This is a genomic window from Pseudoalteromonas sp. Bsw20308 (assembly GCF_000310105.2).
Classification (GTDB): Bacteria; Pseudomonadota; Gammaproteobacteria; order Enterobacterales; family Alteromonadaceae; genus Pseudoalteromonas; species Pseudoalteromonas fuliginea.
In genome coordinates this window covers 614,316-634,061 of sequence record NZ_CP013139.1, presented here as the reverse complement: position 1 = coordinate 634,061, position 19,746 = coordinate 614,316, and the positions used below count along the sequence as shown (strand labels likewise).

Annotated in this window: 15 protein-coding genes; all 15 read right to left on the bottom strand. The window is 37.9% G+C overall.

Going from position 1 to position 19,746, the window contains the following annotated elements:
• Positions 1-77 precede the first annotated feature (77 nt).
• Positions 78-2,711 (bottom strand): TonB-dependent receptor domain-containing protein, encoded by a 2,634-nt coding sequence (locus tag D172_RS19985; protein ID WP_007377595.1) that lies wholly within the window; start codon positions 2,709-2,711, stop codon positions 78-80.
• A 74-nt stretch (positions 2,712-2,785) separates the two neighbouring features.
• Complete coding sequence (locus tag D172_RS19980) at positions 2,786-5,581, bottom strand: hypothetical protein (RefSeq protein ID WP_007377596.1); 2,796 nt, start codon at positions 5,579-5,581, stop codon at positions 2,786-2,788.
• A gap of 306 nt (positions 5,582-5,887) precedes the next feature.
• A complete protein-coding gene (locus tag D172_RS19975) occupies positions 5,888-7,228 on the bottom strand; it encodes a tetratricopeptide repeat protein (protein ID WP_007377597.1) in 1,341 nt (446 codons plus the stop codon).
• A 51-nt stretch (positions 7,229-7,279) separates the two neighbouring features.
• Entirely contained in the window at positions 7,280-7,885 is a 606-nt protein-coding gene (locus D172_RS19970; protein ID WP_007377598.1) for an energy transducer TonB, read from the bottom strand.
• A gap of 9 nt (positions 7,886-7,894) precedes the next feature.
• Positions 7,895-8,305, bottom strand: coding sequence for an ExbD/TolR family protein (locus D172_RS19965; protein WP_007377599.1), 411 nt, complete (start codon positions 8,303-8,305; stop codon positions 7,895-7,897).
• A 51-nt stretch (positions 8,306-8,356) separates the two neighbouring features.
• Complete coding sequence (locus tag D172_RS19960) at positions 8,357-8,884, bottom strand: MotA/TolQ/ExbB proton channel family protein (RefSeq protein ID WP_007377600.1); 528 nt, start codon at positions 8,882-8,884, stop codon at positions 8,357-8,359.
• 3 nt (positions 8,885-8,887) lie between these two features.
• Positions 8,888-10,255, bottom strand: a complete 1,368-nt coding sequence (locus D172_RS19955) for a MotA/TolQ/ExbB proton channel family protein (protein WP_007377601.1) — start codon at positions 10,253-10,255, stop codon at positions 8,888-8,890.
• A 10-nt stretch (positions 10,256-10,265) separates the two neighbouring features.
• Positions 10,266-11,018 carry a DUF3450 domain-containing protein gene (locus tag D172_RS19950; RefSeq protein WP_007377602.1) on the bottom strand — a complete coding sequence of 251 codons (753 nt, stop codon included), beginning with the start codon at positions 11,016-11,018 and terminating at the stop codon, positions 10,266-10,268.
• A gap of 231 nt (positions 11,019-11,249) precedes the next feature.
• Entirely contained in the window at positions 11,250-11,864 is a 615-nt protein-coding gene (locus tag D172_RS19945) for a DsbA family protein (RefSeq protein WP_007377603.1), read from the bottom strand.
• An 8-nt stretch (positions 11,865-11,872) separates the two neighbouring features.
• Complete coding sequence (locus D172_RS19940; protein WP_033023743.1) at positions 11,873-12,961, bottom strand: GGDEF domain-containing protein; 1,089 nt, start codon at positions 12,959-12,961, stop codon at positions 11,873-11,875.
• Positions 12,962-13,892: 931 nt separating this feature from the next.
• Positions 13,893-15,146: a sugar MFS transporter gene (locus tag D172_RS19935; protein ID WP_007377605.1), complete on the bottom strand. Its 1,254-nt coding sequence runs from the start codon at positions 15,144-15,146 to the stop codon at positions 13,893-13,895.
• A gap of 291 nt (positions 15,147-15,437) precedes the next feature.
• Positions 15,438-16,331, bottom strand: coding sequence for a substrate-binding periplasmic protein (locus tag D172_RS19930; RefSeq protein ID WP_007377606.1), 894 nt, complete (start codon positions 16,329-16,331; stop codon positions 15,438-15,440).
• Between the two features lie 364 nt (positions 16,332-16,695).
• A complete protein-coding gene (locus D172_RS19925; RefSeq protein WP_007377607.1) occupies positions 16,696-17,208 on the bottom strand; it encodes an RNA methyltransferase in 513 nt (170 codons plus the stop codon).
• Positions 17,208-17,720 (bottom strand): YcgN family cysteine cluster protein, encoded by a 513-nt coding sequence (locus D172_RS19920; protein ID WP_007377608.1) that lies wholly within the window; start codon positions 17,718-17,720, stop codon positions 17,208-17,210. Before D172_RS19920 ends, D172_RS19925 begins: the two co-directional genes overlap by 1 nt.
• A 97-nt stretch (positions 17,721-17,817) precedes the next feature.
• Entirely contained in the window at positions 17,818-19,659 is a 1,842-nt protein-coding gene (locus tag D172_RS19915; RefSeq protein WP_007377610.1) for a DUF885 domain-containing protein, read from the bottom strand.
• Positions 19,660-19,746: the final 87 nt, after the last annotated feature.

Genomic DNA, 19,746 nt, shown 5'->3' with positions numbered 1-19,746 from the left:
AAAAAAGCCCCGTTAAATAACGGGGCTAATCGGTAACTATGGTTATTATAATTCCCTTCCTTGGGCAAAGCTATGCGTTAAAATTGATACTTATACTCAACCGAAAACTCAGTTCCTTTTTCCTTAGAACGAGTTAATACTCCATCCGCTTCAATTTTTTGATCTTGGCCTAAAATATTCAACACTTTAAACTTAATGCTCGAATTGAAATCAGGGAAGTAAGTATAGTTTAAGTCTACAGAATGAAATGGCTGCTCCATCCAATCCTCTTGACCTTCAATACCCGGTATAATGATACGTTCACCAAATACATTATAAATAATTGTCGCGGCATGCTCTCCACTTGGCGCATCGTAGCCTAACTGCATATTTACCACGTATTTAGAGTGTCCGGTTAAACGTCTCTTTGTATTTGTTACAGCAGCTGAAACCCCAGTTTGATCCACAATTGCTTGTCTATCTAACTTTATTTCAGAATCACTTAATGTAACATTACCACTTAAAAAGATATCTTGGCCGATACCACCTAAAAAAGTAAAATCTTTTAGGTAATCAAATTCAATGCCTGCTACATAACCTTCCTCAGCATTCGCTATACGTACTAATGGAGGACCGTCTTGTGAAGGTGATTGCACTGATTCAATAGGGTCAGTCATATCTTTATAAAATAAACCTACTGAAAAGTTTTCACCTGTATCGTAGTAATTTTCCCATCGGAAATCATAGTTTTTGATTTGTGTTGTACGCAGGCCCGGTGTTCCCCCTACTGGATATTCTGTAAGTGGATCGATATATGTTGATTCTGAAATCTCACGTAAATCAGGGCGTACAACTGTTTCACCATAGCTTAAACGATATTGGGTTTCATCATCATAAACATATGTAAATGCTAACGCACCATAAACATCATCTTCTTGAAAAGCTAAATCTGCAAGCTCGTCGTACTCAATTGATGAGTCAAGACCCCCTGTAAATGGATCTAAAGGGACAGACACTTGCCTAAAGTCTTCCCAACGAATACCACCACTTATACGCCATTTATTATTAAAGAAAAAATCTGCTTCAAAATAATAAGCATCCGTTTTTTGAGCCGACCTATAATCATCACCGGAAACAGTCGTATCATTTAAAATAGGTAAATTAAGCTGAGCATTAGCAATCACATCGTCAGATAAAATGCTGTTTAATTTATTGCCATTTAAATCTACACCGCTAAAGGCACGCGTATTAATGTCAAAACGACGATTAGACGCTGAGCGTTCTTTTGATATAAAATCAGCACCTGATTTTAATTCAATATCAACGCCATCAAGCATAATAGGGAACGTGAAGTTAAACCCGTAATTCTCTACTTCATCATTTAAATCTTGATACGTATAGCGTGCTGCCGTTGTTGCATTAGTTAAAGCGATTTCATTTTGAACATCATAATTACCATCTTCGTTTTCATCAGTAACAATAAATCGCGTTGTTAAGTTACCTGGTGCATAACGATTTGAACGACCATTAGAGTATTTCCAATCAAAGCCTGCAAAGTTTAACCAATCAAACGTATGCGTGCCTTTAATCTGATTTACAATTAACTCACGCTCTTCGTAGCTAATATCGTAAGAACGAATGCGTTTGTTATCCGATTGATTGTTGTTCTCATCAATACCTAACCGGTCTCTAACTTTGTCTTCAGTATCGCGAAGTATCAGCGAACTAATATCAATACGATGAGACTTATCGTACTCAATACCAAAATTAAACATCCCAGAAAGCTTTACGTTATGCTCACTAGAGGTCACTTTGTCATAACCTCGCGTAAGCGCAGCAGTAGACTCCCCTAGACGGAAATCTTGCCCTTGGTATTCTTCACCTACAAAATATTTATTATCGTAACTTACAGCAGATAAAAACCCATAACGCCAATCACCTGACTCAAAGCTATTACCCAGTGTTACAGTAAATTTAGTATTTGGGTCTAAACTCGTTTCAGTTGGGTCATAATCTCTATTTAAATCAAGTGCTAATGCACGACTTTGCTCAGGTGTAACATCATCAATTGATTGACCTGATTTATAAATAGCTTTAATAGAATCGGGCATTTCACGTGTGCCGTCATCAAAACCATACCAATCATCAGAACCGCCATTGTATTCAAGGCCATCATCAAAATTGTTGCTGTTGTAACCTAACTGACCTGTAACATCAAAAACAAACTGATTCGGAATACTTTTTAATCTTATATCTACATTACCACCACCAAATGAAGCAGGCATTGATGGTGAATAAGATTTTTGTACTGATAAGCTCTCGATTATACCTGCTGGAAATAAATCCAAAGGGATAACTGAACGTGTTGGATCAGGACTTGGCACAGCAGCACTATTTAATTGCGTACTCGAATAGCGCTCGCCTAAACCCCGTACATATATAAACTTACCGTCAACTAATGTAAGACCCGTTACACGGCGCAAAGCGCCCGCAGCATCGCTGTCACCACTACGGGATATTTGCTCTGCTCCCATGATATCGGCAACAAATGCTTGTTGCTTACGCTCTTCAAGTACAGCCGTTGCAGTGCCTTTTAAACGACTAGCACTCACCACAACTTCTTCGAGTACAGCTTCATCATCAACTTCAGCAGCATTAACTGACATGCTTAGACTACATAAAATTGCGGTACTTAAAGCTGATAAACTAAAATGTTTGGAAAATTGTTTCATGTTTACCTCTATCTGATATAAAACAGAAAGTTATAAAAAGGTGTTAAACAAATTTAACACCTGTTCTTACTGTGTTATTCCAGACCTACAGTCCAACCAGCGGTCCAATCATTAGTACTTGAAACTGCACCTATATGGTCAGTAGTATCAAAGAAGCTATCGATTGCCTTTACGTCTGTTGGAACTGTTGTATCTATTGTAAAAATACCATTTACAACATCAGGTTGTCCTGTTGCAACTAGATTACCTAAGGTTGTCGTCCACCAGTTTTGCGTATCAAAAGTAACGCCACTTGGGTCTTTAAAGTTTTCTGAGCAAGCAATAACTGAAGACTTAATCAATAAAGTTCCGTCGTTGGCATTATTCACTGTTTCGCTTTCAGTAAATAACGGGGTTCCAGAGTCATCTTTTGCAATACCTTCAATTTCTAAACACTCACCCATCCCTACTGGACCGGTAACAATAGTGTTATAGATTTGAGCGCCTGTGCCTTCACGGAAATACATACCTTCACTATCATCTTCACCATCAAAGGTATTACCTATGATAGTTAAGTTAGCAATAGTCGGATTTGATTTAGGTAATTTTGACGGTGATTTACCATCGTTATCTGATTCAATACCACGGTTTGCATCCGAATTATCAGCAGCTTGCTTTACAAGTACATGTTGTAATTTACCTTGGAATCCATTATCCCAGTCAATACTGTCATCTTGAATACTTGTAAGCACAACGTATTTTGCTTGAACGTTACCGCCAAAAAACTCTATTCCATCATCTGCATTTTGGTGAACCTGTAAGTATTCAACGGTTGTACCAGAGCCAACACCGCCAAAAGTAATACCGTTTATTTCATTACCCGGTGAAAGTAAGTAGCCACCATTCATTACGCGAACATAACGCAAAGTGCCTGAATTATCAGTCGTCTCTGTACCACCAAATACCGCTCCACTTTCTACGCCCTCTACTTGAAGAGCACAATCACCAGTATCTGGGCATTTGTTAGACGGGGCATTACCAAGAAGCACTAAACCGCCCCATTGTCCTGCAGCTGTTGCTTCGCCAGCTACATCTTGACTAGATGTAAACGAAATAGGCTTATCTTTTGTGCCGTTAGCTTCTATTTTAGAATCACGACCAACAACTAAATAATCTTTACCGTTTCTACCATAAACGGTAACACCAGGTTCAATTGTCAAAGTAGCAGAGTCTGTTTTATCACCCCCAACGAATACAGCGCCGTCAAGTGCATAAAGGTTACCAGCGGTTAGTGTTAAATCAGCTGTAATACGACCCGATATTTCACACGTTGTCGTTGTGCCATCACCTGGTGAAATTGAAGTTGTTCCTGTAGGGCAACCTGCAACGGCTTCAGGTGCGGTAACAATTCCGCCACCATAACCAAATGCCCAGCCTTCACGCCAATCATCAGAATCATTCAATGCACCCGCAAAATCAACTGTGTCGAAAAATGCGTCAACGGTATTAGCAACATCCTGACCAGCACCTAACAAAGGAGAGCCGGCAATAGGCTGACCATTAACACCTAGCATAGGTTTGTCATTAATAACGTTACCAGATTGCGCCGTAAACCACCCTTCTAACGCTAAAAGTACTGAACCATCTGCACCTTTAGGGTCTTTAAAGTTTTCACCATTAGTACAAGACATAAAAGTGTTTTGCATTAATATAGTGCCATCGTTAGCATTATTTACTGTTTCGCTATCAGAAAATAAAGCCGTGCCATCATCGGCCAATGCAATACCTTCAAGCTCTAAACACTCACCCATTTCATCAGAGCCTGTGATCACTGAGTTGTATAGGTGTAAACCGGTGCCTTCACGTAAGTAAATACCTTCAGCATCGTCTTCACCATTAAAGTTATTACCAACAATGGTTAGATTAGAAATCATAGGCAACGATTTTGGATCTTTAGAAGGGATTTTACCGTCGTTATCAGCTTCAATTCCTCGGTTTGCATCAGTAGAGTTTTTATCTTGCTCGACGTAAACAAACTGCATTTTTCCTTGGAAGCCATTATCCCAGTCAATGCTATCATCATCGATACTTGTTAAAACAACGTGTTTTAAATTAACCGCGCCACCAAAAAATTCAACGCCATCATCCGCATTATTATGAACTTGTAAGTAATCAACTGTTGTACCAGAGCCTACCGCACCAAATGTAATGCCGTTTAACTCATTACCAACAGAAAGTTCAAAACCCGCATTTTTAACGACTACGTATTTAAGAGTACCTGAACTATCAGTGTTATCAGTACCGCCAAACACAGCACCAGACTCAACACCTTCTACTTGAAGTGCACAATCGCCTTCAGCAGGACATTTATTTGAAATACCATTGCCTAATAACACCATACCGCCCCATTGACCTGCAGCAGTTGATTCACCTAAAACATCTTGCTTAGATGTAAAGATAATTGGGTCGTTTTTAGTTCCTGACGCTTCAATTTTTGAGTCGCGACTAACAACAATGTAATCGCCTCCATTATTACCAAAGACGACAGCGCCTGGCTCAATAGTAAGCGTTGCACTTTCTGATTTATCTTTACCAACAAAAACAGCGCCATCAAGTGCCCAAATTGCATCAGTTGAAAGTGTTGTATCTTGTGTTATAACACCAGAAAGAACCTGAACAGTAACAGAACGACCTAAGGCAGTAGATACCTCAGTTGATAAACTTTGGCTAAATGTACCGGGTAACTCTTCAGCTGTTGGTGGTGTTGGATTTGTAGGTGAAGTTGGTTGTTCAACCGTTTCTTCAACATTTAGATTTATATCACCGCCACAGCCGGCTAATGTAATTGCAGTAGCCACAAGGCTGACCTTGAATAAGTCAGATAATTTCATTGTTCACTCCGTTAAAGTATTTAATTATTTTGTTAGCGCTTTATTAAACTCAAGTCACCTTAAGGCACTTTTTAATGCATTAAGGTCACTTGAGTTCTTAGCTGCGACTACCTTACGGGAGCTGTATGACAGAGCCGTTACACTTTAATAAACATAAGATGACAAAGTTATTTTCATAAATTTCAAATGGTTAATTAAAACAAAACAAAAAAACCGCCAAAAATAAATTTAAGGCGGTTTGCATAGTGCGATTATGAAATAGCTTGACGTGTATACCTGTTACCAAATAATCACGCTAGTTAAAAATTAAAGTAACGCTGTTCTGAGTGTTTCTGCATGTACTTTTTCACGCTTCACATATTTGATCCATTGCTGTGCTAAACGCTGTGACTTTTTATGCTTTTGGGCTTGTTCAAACGCTAAAATTGATGCATCAAAATTTTGTAAATTGTACTGCGCCATTCCCAAAGCAACAAAAGCGTTTGATTCAAAATCAAGGTCACCTTTATCAAGCGCTTTACGCGCAGCATCGGCAGCTTCTTCAAACTGCTCAGTATTTACATACACTTCGGCTAAACGTTGGTCGTACTTACCACTTGGCGATAAATCAGCCGCCTTAGCAAAATACGTGATTGATTTTTCATCTTCTTTTGCCTGGATCATCGCCTCAGCAACAAAAGCATAATTTTTTGCAGTTTGCTCAGCAATTCCAGCATCTATAGCTTTACTCATAACAGTGGCGGCTTTATACGCTAAGCCATTATATAAATACACCTGAGCCAATTGGCGTAAATCAGATTTAGAGGTTAAAAAACCTTGCTGATACGCGGCTTCAATAACACTAAGCTGTTGCCTTTCTTTCCCTAATTCACCATACATACCCGATAACTGAACCCAGTATTCAGGTTTGTTGTAAAGCTTTACCATACGTTCCAATACATCAACCACTTTATCTGTTTGGTTAAGCGAGTAATACATTGCACGCTGTAAAACTAGCCAATTTTCTTTAGGTGTTTTACCTTCACTATCGCTTAGAGTAATTGCTTGGGTAATATAATTAAGGCCTTGCTTAAAATCTTTTAACTGATAATAGGTTTGTGCTCGCAATACATAATAACCATCAGTAATTGGTTTAGTATTAATAGCATCCCATTGGTCTAAAAATGCAATCACTTTTTCATAGTCACTATTAGCCATTGCCAATTGAGCTAAACTGAACGTCGTGCTCACACGCAGTGATTCTGGGATACCTTCCTCAGCAACTACTTTTTCAAACGCTGCAATAGCTTTTGGTAAGTCATTTTCATTGTAATATATGAAACCATAAAAATTATGCATCATCGCAATTTCGTACGAGTTCATACTCGATGAGCGCTCATTTATGCTATCAAGTGCTTCAAGTCCTGCCTTAACATCGCCATCATCGGCGAGCTTTTGTGCACGTGCCAGCTGGCTGTATACTTTTTCACGTAAAGCTGGCACACGTTTAGTTTTTTGTTCTTGCGCCGCATTGGCTGTAGCTACATCTACACTGGGTAAAATGCTCACTGCACTAGGAGTAATAATACTTGTACTTATCGCTGCGGTACAAAACAGTGTTAATTTTAAAAGTTTTGCCACAGGTCGTAATGTTGTCATTGATTTCATAATCGCCTCGCTTTTCGAACCATTTACTCGTAGGTTTAATTAATCGCTAAATTAACCACTGATCTGGAAAGAAATTTTGTTCTGAACACCCGCAACTTCAACAGCTTCGCCATTAACTACGCGCGGTTTGTATTTAAATTTAAGGGCTGCATCCATTGCAGCTTTATCAAATAGTGACTCAGGCTCTGCTTTTAAAACGTGGGGCTCACGCACAGTACCTTGTTTAGTTACAGTGAATTCAACAATAACGTAACCCTCAATACCACGTGACAATGCACGGCGCGGGTAAACTGGAGCCACTTTTACTATCGGTAAATATTCGCCATCACTTGAGTCCAGCGATAAGCCACCTGATAAATTGACATCCGCATCAACATTGGCACCAAAGTCAAAGTTGTTAGCATTTGCATTAGCATCACTACTTTGCATTTGCGGTGACTCCATTGGTGGAGGCGGTTCTTTTGGTGTGGGTGGCTTTTGTGGTTTACGTTCTTTTTTTTGTACGCTTTCTTCTTTTTTAAGCCTTACAAAATCAAGTACGTTCCCTTTAGCGGGTTCACTCATCGCTCCATCGCCGCCAGTTATAAGTGCTTGCATGCCTAAAAAAAGCATGAAAGTCACTACACCAGCTATAATTAATGCTACTAAATAACGCATTGCTAACCCTTATGCTTCTTGAGCTGCAATCGACACATCAAACACACCTGCGGCACGTGCTGCATCCATTACCTTTATCAATGTATCTGTTGTAGATTTTTTGTCTGCCTGAATTACAACACTGCCTTGAGGGTTTTCAGCTTTCAAACGCTCAATGTTTGCTTGAACAGCTCGTATATCAATTTGACGTTTATTGATCCAAATCTCACCTTTGTCTGAAATAGCCACTAGTATGTTTGCACGTTCCTTTTTTACAGCTGTTGCAGCTTCTGGACGATTTACATCAATACCAGCTTCTTTGACAAACGATGCTGTCACAATAAAGAAAATAAGCATTATAAAAACAACATCTAACATAGGTGTCATGTTTATTTCTTCTGCTTCATCTTCTTGCATTAAATTACCTAAAGGGGCTCTCATTTTTTATTCTCCTAGGGTAAGCGAACTTGTAAGGCGCTTATCAAAATTTATTTAATGGTCTAACACCATGCTGTCTTCAAGAAGCTCTACTTCGCGCTTAGCTTTACGTTGTAAGTACGTTGAGGCAAACACTCCTGATAACGCACCTACCATACCTGCCATTGTTGGAATAGTTGCTTTAGATACACCTGACGCCATTGAACGAGCACTACCGGTACCTGTAATTGCCATAACATCAAATACTTCTATCATTCCGGTTACCGTTCCTAATAAACCGAGTAGCGGGCATAACGCCACCATCACATTAATTAAAGGCAAATTGGTATTAAGGCGCATACTTGCTCGCGAGATCATAGCTTGACGTATTTGTTCAGCATTCCAGCTATTACGCTCATCACGAATAGTCCATGTGCTTTTAACACCTTTTTTATAACTGCGAAAACCATTGAAAAAGTAAATAAATCGCTCGAGTATCAATAACCACATCGCGAAGATTAACACCCCGATGACCAACAGAACTTGGCCACCGGTGTCGAGAAAATCACGGATAGCATTGATTGAATCAATCAATAGCACCATGGTTTATGCTCCCTTCTCGCTTCGCTCTGCGATAATACCTGCGCTCTGCTCTTGTAAAATAAGCAGTAACCCTTTTGAACGTGTATTAAGCAGCGTATATATGAACACAGTAGGAATCGCGACAACTAAACCTAGGACCGTTGTTACTAGTGCTTGTGAAATACCACCCGCCATGAGTTTTGGGTCGCCTGTGCCAAATAAAGTAATTGCTTGGAAAGTATTTATCATACCGGTTACCGTACCTAGTAAACCTAATAACGGTGCAACAACAGAGATGATTTTAATGAGAGTAAGGTTACGTGTTATTTTTGGCATTTCACGTAGAATAGCTTCGCTTAATTTTAGTTCAAGCGTGTCGTAGGCCACATTTGGATAGTCGTCTTTTACTTTCATAACACGACCCAGTGGATTGTCATCTCGCGCTACATTATCTTTTAGCTGACGACGAATTTTTCCACCAACAAGTAATAAAGATACAAAGCGTTCTATCGCAATCAACAGTGCAAGTAAACCTACACCTAAAATAACATAACCAACCGCACCACCTTGGTGTACTTGCTCGGCAGTATCTGGGGCTTGTACTAATAAACCTAAAATTGAACCGCCTGTTGGGTCAAGTGCAAACTGAACTGCACCACTTTTAGCATTTTGTAGATCACTCGCTGTTGCGGTAAAACGTGAAACAGGCTGACGAGTAAGTTCACTTAACGTGTTTGTACCTGGATTGTACTCTAAGTATTTACCATTTGAGATTAAATTAAATGCACCAACACGAAGTACTTCTTGCTCTGCCTTGTTACCACCTTCGACTATGACGGTGGTATTAAAGCGACTTACTTTGCCCTGCTCAGTCATTTCACGTTGTAATTCGTACCATACTTTTTCAATATCTTCGATTGATGCAAGTTTAGACGTCGACCCCATTTTTTGTGCTAACTCATCCATAAATGCGCTGCGACCAGGGATTTGCGCCGATACGACAGATGTCGCAAATTTATTACTCGAATCACCAGCAACCTGCTGTAATACACCAAATAGTTCTTTAAGTGAGCCCATACGCTTTGATAAAGTATCCGTTAAATTGGCTAATTTAACTTCATTTTCTTCAAACTGCGTTTCCAGTTGCTCTGACTCAACAAGCATTTGATTACGTTTTGCTTGTGTGTTTTTTAACATTTGCACTTGTTCATTTTGACGCGTTGCAAACGCTTGCTCTCGTTGTTGGTTTTGTACGCTTTGGGCTGATTTACCCTCTTCTAACGTTTTAAGTAATGAATCAAGGTTCATTGGCTCAGCAGCTAAACTCGAACCGGTAAAGCTAAGGCTTGCAACGAATAAAGCCATTTTTGTCATTTGAGTAAACAATTTCATTTTCAACCTCTTATTCTGCTGCGTGTACTGGCAGAGTTAGCATATCTGGGGCAAGTTGTTTACGCGCTATGCGCAAACCTTTGTTAATTTGACTTATTGTCGAATCAGGCAGTGCTGCAAACGATTTCGTTTCTATATTCCAGCTACCTGCTTGTTTGCCATCACGTGTTAAGTAAATAAGTTCTAAACGGCCTATGCGTAAGAAATCAACTTCACGTTCTTTGCCACTAACTTCTAACAAAGCGGTGTACGCTTCGATTGTACGGCCGTAATCAACTTCTACTTGGTACGCTTCGAGAACACGACGAAACTTTTCGCTTGAAGTAATATCAGCACGATCCATCATCGTTTTTAAAGACGTTAAACGTTTTGCACGTTCATCTTGTAAAAATGGCACATCAAGAGATATGAACTGTTCAAGACCAGTGATCATGCGCATCATTAAAGGTGTTATTTGACGTTCAATAATCGAAACCTGATCCATTGATAAATTCAATGATTCCATTTCTTCGATTTGATTATTTAATTGCTTAGTTAGCTGAGAGTTGTAAACAGCTAAGCCGTCAATTTCTTTATTTAGGGTTTTAAATTGCTGTAAACGTCCCTGCATTGAATCTGCAATCTTGTCTATTTTTGTTTGTGATTGCGCAGCGGATATATTAATTTCACTGCTTTTATCAATAACCTTATTTAAATCGTTTGCCTGTACTGCTGCACTTGCGGCCACAATACCAGCTAAGATTAATGGTTTAACGCCTTTCATCGCATACACCTTCACTCGTTAATTAGCAGATTTGCTAGTTTATTTTTCAAGCCTAAAAACTTTGTTAGACAAATAATTTATGGCTTGAGATTTCCAATGAGCAGAAGTTTATAGATAAAACATGACAGGGATGTTGCGCAAAAAAGTCTATTTTATGACAACTGAAACAATTGAGACTTAAAAGGAAGGAGTGATCACTTGTTGAGCAAACACACACAATAAAGAGATAAATTAATCTAACAGTTTAATAATTTGATTATACGTGTGGCGCCAGTCTTTATAATTAATCTCAATTGAATACAGCTTATCCTCACGAAGAAATACTAAAGATGGGAATCCATGAATAGGTAAACTCCGTGTATATTGTAATTCAGCTTTGAGTTCATTATTAACTTCATCTGATAGGAAAGCGACGGTAAATTCATTTTTATTTAAACCTATTTGTTCAGCTAAACAAATTAAAACACTATCATCTGACGGGTTTTGTGCATTTAAATAATAAGCATGTTGAATTGCTTCAATCATTTCACTTTCTTTATTTTTTTTTCGTGCAATTAATGCAGCTCTACATGCTGGGTATGTTGAACGTCTTGGTTGGTTTTTCTGCCAAAATTCGAAATTAAATTGTGTGCCTAATTCGCTCTCTATTTTATGCCATATACTTTCAAGCCGCTCTTTCATATTTTGCGTCATTGCAGTTTGGCTATCAGGGGCTAAACCACCTACTTTATATTCAACCGTCAGTTTATTTTCAAGCTCAGCTTTTAATTTAAGCCAGGTTGGTGTGTAGCCCCAACACCAGCTGCACATTGGGTCATGGATATAAATAAGTTTACATTGATTCATATTAATCCTTAATCTTTTGTAGAAACAACCTTGTTACGACCAAGCGCTTTGGCGTTATAAAGATACTCATCAGCTTGTTTTAGCGCACTATTATAATCGCCTACTTTATCAACTTGTACCACACCAATACTACAGGTAAGTGATATTTGTAGGTTATCTTCAGCTAATAACACTTGTGCTGCTACGTGTTCACGAAAACGGTTAGCAATATCAACAGCATTTGCACTTGTTTCTTTTGGTAAAATAACAACAAATTCTTCACCGCCGTACCGTGCTTTTACTGCTGATGTAGGAAATTGTGATTCGAGTATTTTGGTAAATTCAATTAACACAATATCACCAAAATCATGGCCGTACGTATCGTTAAGTCGTTTAAAATGATCTAAATCCAGTAATAATAATGAAAATGGAAGGTATTCATTCGGTCGACTATCAACAAGCTTTAAAAAATGAGAAGTAATAAAGCGTCTATTAGCAATCCCTGTAAGTTGATCGGTATAAGCATCTTGTTTTTGTTCCAGTGTAATATCAGCAATTGCCATATGACTTCGATACCTAAAAAACTCACCAATAAATGAAAATATGTACACTAAGGTAAACGATGCTATAAATCGTGTTTTTTCAATATCACCATACACAACTTGACCGAAATTTGGACCATATAAAATGGCGATACAACACAGTAATAAAGTTAAACCTAGCCATGTGCCCAGTCTTACACCTAAAGAAGAAAAGGTAACAACAGGGTAGAACATGAGCCAATACAATGCAGTATTTTCCTTTCCTCCAGTATAAGTAAGGACAATACACAATATAAAAACAATACTCATACAAATTAATGCGACAGTTTCTAATTTCCCAGTTTTTATAAAGTAAAACATACTACAAATAATGGTTACATTAACTGCAATTAATGCACTTGTTAATATTGGTGAGTAAACATCATAATTCAAAAAAATTAGAATGCTAATAACAACAATAGATATAGCAATCATAGTGAATAAAGAAAACGCTTGACGTTGTTTGTCAGAACTATAAACACTGTCAATGTTAATTAAGTTTAGCCAGCTTTGTTTGTTAGAAATTTTATTCACCATTATTTTATTGCTTTAAATACTTTATGAGAGTTGTTGAATGCCTTGTAGTTCAATAAGAATAGTCGACAAGGAGGGTTTTCACTCGTCATCATACTGGTATAAAGTAAAGCGAAAGCCATTTTTAATTTTTCTTCAACTTATTTATACGTATAGCCTATCAAAATAAAACCGCTTCATCATTTAGTAAAAATAACCGACTAAATTTATTCACATACATGTAATTAATCGAATACGGCTAAAATACGAAAGCTTAAATGCATAACGCTGCAATAGTCACCTTTCTATAAAGTTCAGGCTTAGGGGACATAAATGCATTATTCTTATATTCGTTAGCCTGTTAATTTTAGCAAAATTTAGAAAGTTTTCTTACTTAATAACCCCTGTAAGCTGCGATTTCGTTAAAAATAAGAGTAAAGGACTAACTGACAGAACGTGGATTATCTGTGTGATGAGTTAAACATAAAATTGGAACGTTCTACAAAGTAACGACTTGATTAGTAATTGAATACGTATTCAATCACTAAAAACATTGTGCATGAAGGGATGAATGTACGTTAACTAAATAAGGTTTAATCACTGCAAAGGAGTATTTACCATGGTCGGCTTATTTTCAGGCAGACCTATGTGGTGTCGTTATTTCCCGTAAATAACCGAGAATACAGTGTAAACGCCAAACATGCGCAGCGCGGTAATTAAATTTACTCGTTAGAGCAACTTTCGAATTGTAAAAGTTAGTAAGCCCTAATAAAACCTTCAATCGCCTTTTATAAAGGCAACAAGCTGAGCTAGTTTACTTGTACCAATCTGCATAGGTATTTGGATAACTTAACAAACTAAATTACCCCGTATCTAAGCAGATCGGTATTATTTAAACCTAATATAATAAAAGCTTAATCTTATGAAATTAAAAAGATTAAGTACAACAGCTCAATCACCATTTTTTCGCTAGTTTAACTACGTTTAAACCGTACCAAGCAATAAATACATAACACAACATTGGGACAAAGAAACTAGCTTGTATATTAACCGTGTCAGCAAAGTACCCTTGTATCAGAGGGATCAACGCGCCACCGACAATTGCAAGACACAACCAACCAGATCCTTTACTCGTTAATGAGCCTAATCGTTCTATTGCAACAGAAAAGATGGTTGGAAACATAATAGAATTAAATAAACCAACTGCTAATACTGAATATAATGCAACGTCGCCGTCGCTAAATATTGTTATCAATAATAAAACAATGACACTGCATGCATTAAAAGCAATAGCTTTAGATGGCGCAATTTTTTGTAAAAGTGCAGAACCAATAAAGCGACCGACCATGGCACCTCCCCAGTAATAACTAATGAGTTTAGCTGCTGAGTGTTCTTCAAGACCTGCAATATGTGCCTCGCCAAAGTAATTAACTAAGAAGCTTCCTATAGCAACCTCTCCTCCTACATAACAAAATATAGCTAACACACCCATTGTTAAATGAGGCGCTTGAGTTAATGAGCGAGTTTGAGTTTGTTGATCGTTATTGTCTTTATGCGCTTCTATTTCTGGTAATTTAATAAAGGCAAAAATAATAGCAATTGACAACAGAGCTGCTGCTAGCAGTAAGTAAGGAATTTTCACTGATTCTGCAGAAACTACTGAGACAGCAAGGCTACCTGCAGCGCCAAAAAACAATAACCCACCAACATAAGGACCAACGGTGGTACCTAATGCATTAAGAGCTTGTGCTAAGTTTAAGCGCGACGAGGCTGTTTTTTCAGGACCAAGAGCGGCCACATAAGGGTTTGCAGATACCTGTAAAACTGTAATACCTGAAGCAAGGACAAATAGCGCACTTAAAAAAAGCCAATATTCATGCACAACCACAGCAGGATAAAATAACATGCACCCAATCGATGCCACAACTAAGCCAGTTAAAATACCTTTTTTATAGCCTAGTTGTTTAACTAAAATTCCAGCGGGTAACGATACAATAAAATAAGCACCAAAAAAGCAAAATTGCACAAGCATTGCTTCAAAGTAGCTTAAATCAAATACGCTCTTTAAGCGGGGTATTAGTACATCATTTAATACCGTTATAAAACCCCATAAAAAAAATAGGGTTGTCATTGCAGTCAGCGGAAACAGATAATTTTTCTTTTGCTGTTCGTTGACCGAAAATGATTGTTTTGTATTTATTTCACTCACGTCGTTTTCACTCCATTAACAAATTGAAAACGATTTTACATGTTTATTTGTAAATAATACGCCACCTACTAGGAACGTTCCACTACAACATTTATTGTTACTAACCTAAACTCTGGTCAAGAGATTTACTAATGTATTGAATTATGATTAAATTTATTTTCTCTAACCGGAGATTTTAAGTGGGGACAAGGCGAATTTACGCGTCAATAGCTGACCTATTGCAGTAACCCAACGCAGACAGCGCTGAAAATAGCTGCTCGAGATAGATTTATTATTCACAGTTTAGGTTAACTAGTATCCACACTCAGAATTAAGGCTATCAATTAAACGTTGAGTTTCGCCGCTATTATTAAATTTATATAATCCCTTATTAATATCCTCCAAAACACCAAGCCAATTATGACTCAATTTACTTATTGCAAAATACAGAGGGTTATTTTGTAGTGGGATACTTTCTTCTTCGATTGAATTTAATAAAAATTGTTTTTGTGAATGACTTAACGATGAGTATTGAACTGAAAACTTTAACACTGTCGGATCGCCAATAATTAAATCAACTCTTTTCGCCACTAATAGCTGAACAAGCTGTAAGTCATCAACTGAATGCATTATTTGAAATTCATTATTGTCCATCATTGCATCAAACTCAGGCGTATTTTGATAGCCACGGACCACACCAATCCGTTGACCTTTGAGTGATTTCAAATTGCCAGAAAAGCGGTCAGCCTCATGCTTTCTTTTTAGAAACGCAATTTCGCCGCCTTTAAATGAATTTGATAAACCTAATAAGTCGCTGCGAGTTTTTCCTAATACATAATCAGAAGGTGCTGTGTCTTCAATAAAATATTCAGGCATTAAAATATCTGCTTTGCCTAACTCAACATTTCTTACCGCTCGTGCCCAAGGTAAAAATTCAATATGGACGCTATAACCTTGACTATTAAGTAGTGAAACTGCAAATTGGTACACCCACCCTTTATTGCATAATTTATCACCAATGTATGGGGGCCAATCTAATGTCGCAATATGAAGCGTTTGTTTACTGTTATTTGCTTTATAGAGCGTCCCTGATTTATAAGGTTCACCGTGCAGCATAATATTATTACCGCTACTTTGATAAGTAATCGGTATTTCAGCAGCCGTCTCCGCAGTAAAGATCAAAAGGAGAATAAACAAAAATCGCATGGCATACCTATTAAAAAATAGTATTAATAGCAATAAGTGTAGGAGAAAATTTAGCCTTGTGTGTTTATATTCTCTTTAATTAGCCTAATTAAAAAGTTAATAATGTTAAACACGACTTTACTTAATACTTACCAGCTTACTTAAATCATCGAAGCCAACTTCTACGCAAGTGAGAGCAAGCAAGTGTAATTCGTTTACTCTATGTCCAAATCTTTTAAGCACAAATATATTAACTGCGGCATGCTGAATTAGGGTTATCATTTTTAAATAGGCAAAATAAACACCAACCTATTTAGATGTGGGGAAACTTAATTGATAAATTAATTCAAATGCTTACGACAATTTACGCAAGAGGAAAGATGAGCTAACATTTCACCCATTTCATTTTATTGTTGGTATCACGTGAGCTTATAATTGTTGTATCGCTGCTCTCAACACCGCCTAATTTAGCCAAGCGGTCGTACAAAACCACATTACAAGTAGCCGCTAGGTTCATACAGCCAATAGTTGGAATATACACAACTTCATCACACCACTTTAGAACGTCTTTTGATACAGAGCCATCTTCGGGGCCAAATACATAAAATGCATTTTCAGGATGTTTAAACTCAGGTAAAGGTGTTGCACCTTCAATAAGCTCAATAACAACAACGGTAGCGCCCTCTGGTTTTACCGTCTCTAAACTGTCGGTTTCAGTTAAAGGGATACGTTCAACCACATTTTTTGTATCTGTATGAAATTTTTTAGCATTTAAGTAACGATTACCTGTAAAAAAAACTTGTTTAGCATCGTAACAACCTGCTGCACGCAATACACCGCCAACATTAGTCGGGCTTTTAGGATTGATTAAACCAATTACGGCTTGTTGCTTACTCATTAATTTACGTCCTTTGTTGGCCACTCAGCAATGTACAAATCAAAGTCGTCGAGTTTTACATCACAATCTTTTACTGTTTTGTCTTTTACAGAAATACCTAACTCATGCATACTCGTTTTATCGCCATTATTTAATAACGGGTGCCAAGAAGCCAAACCACGACCTTCGTGTAAACGACGGTAACTGCAGCTTTGTGGCATAAAAAAGATGTCTTTAAGGTTTTCTTTTGTGAGTTTTACACAAGAAGGAACAAGCGTTTGGCGGTTTTCGTATTCGCTACAACCACAGGTGTTGTTATCGAGATACTGACATACAATATTGGTAAATATTAATTGCTCACCTTCGCGTAACTGATCGGTGGCGGTAAATTCGTCTTCATCTTCGCTATCAATAAACGTATTTAAACAACATTTTCCGCATCCATCACAAATGGCTTCCCATTCGTTTTGACTCATGTCGCTTAAGCTTTTTTTAAGCCAAAATTGTGTATTTGCTAATTGTTGATCAAACATAGTTTACTCGTGCCCCCTAAAGAGCGCGCATTCTACCGTATTGCTGTAAATGGCGCAAAGCCAATACCCTTTCAAAGTACTGGCTTTGCGCTACAAATTAGCTTTGAGATTTAACCCAACGCTTAATTTTTTCCTCTAATATTGGCATTGGTAATGCGCCATCTATTAATATTTGCGTGTGAAACGCTTTAATATCAAATTTATCACCCAGTTGTTTTTTAGAAAAATCACGTAACTCTTGAATTTTAAATTGCCCTAACTTGTAAGAAAGCGCTTGTCCTGGCCATGCAATATATCGCTCAACTTCTGCAATTACATCGCTCTTTGCCATAGACGAATTTGTAAGCATGTAATCTATTCCCTGCTGACGCGTCCACCCTTTTGCATGAAAACCGGTATCAAGCACTAAACGCATTGCACGTAATTGCTCATCCGATAAACGCCCGTACCACATGTAAGGGTCGGTAAATAAACCTAGCTCTTTGCCTAAGCTTTCTGCGTAAAGCGCCCAACCTTCTGCAAACACAGTGTAACCACCAAATTTACGAAAATCAGGTAACCCCTCTATTTCTTGCTGAAGTGCTATTTGAAAGTGATGACCTGGGGCTGCTTCGTGAATCGATAAAGTTTCGAGTAAAAATTTAGGCTGCGCTTTTAAGTTATAAGCATTGATATAAAAAATACCTGGGCGAGAGCCATCAGGTGCCGGTGATGCGTATGATGCACCAGCTGCAGACTGTGCTCTGTATGCTTCAACCGCTTTTACAACGTAAGGTGCTTTGGGTGCGATGTCAAAAAGCAGAGGCAAACGCGCGTCTATTTTTTTCTTAACGTTTTCATATGCCGCAATTAACTCCTCAGGCGTGTCGTAGTAAAATTCATCTGAATCACGTAAATGATCAAAAAATTCAGATAGTTCACCTTTAAAGCCTACGGTTTCTTTTACTTTTTTCATTTCGCTTAAAATGCGCGACACTTCACTTAAACCAATGTCATGAATTTCGTCTGCAGATAAGCTAAGCGTTGTGTTTTTCTTAATTTGGTATTCGTACCACGCTTTACCGTTTGGTAAATCACTGTAACCTACGCTTTCTCGACTATTAGGAATATACTGATTAGCTAAAAAATCACTCATGCTTTTATAAGCCGGTACTAAGTGCTGCATAATCAATTGACGATACTGCGCTGTAGTTTTTTGCTTTTGCTGTGCGCTAAATGATTCTGGTAATTTTTTAATTGGTCCCCAAAATAGTGAATTTTCGGCATTTTTAACTACATGAGCTGCAAATTGTGGCTGCAATTTTTCAGCAAGTGGTTTTGGTAACGTAATACCTAGTTTAATGCCTTGCGCCATTGAACGCTCTACACTGGCAAGCCACTTTACAAAACCTTCGCTACGCGAGATAAAAGCAGTGTAATCTTCAACGGTATTAAACGGCTGAGCACTTTGGCCTGAACCAAAACCTGCAAAGGTGTTATGCGCACCCGCCATTTGGTTAATTGGTAGTAAATAATCAGGGAACTGCATACCTTCTAATTTAAGAGCGAGGTCGCGCTCTAATATTTCAAAACTTAAAAGCGACTGCCCTGTTAACTGTGCTTTATCAATAAAGTTTAAGCGCTGTTGATATTTTTTATAAAAAGCCGCTTTCTTTGCTCTATTTTCTTTTGAAATCACAGGCGTAAATTGATCGTTAAACTCATTACGACCATTGTACGTTGCTCTGATGGGGCTATATGTGAGCGATTCATCGTAATACTGTGCAACAAGTACATCGAGTTGTTGCTCTGCCGAAAGCTCTGAAACAATACCTGCCGATGCGTTAACTCTGTTTGGCTGCGCACTGGTATTAGTGTGTGTACTAAACCCAGTATTCATACAGCCACTTAAAGCAAACATAACGCCGCTGGCAACTAATGCTAATTTAATTGATTTCATGATAATCCTTTTTAATATCGTTGTTCAATTATGCGCATTAAACCGTGCTTAATAAAGAAATTACGATAGATTGCATTCATCGTATTA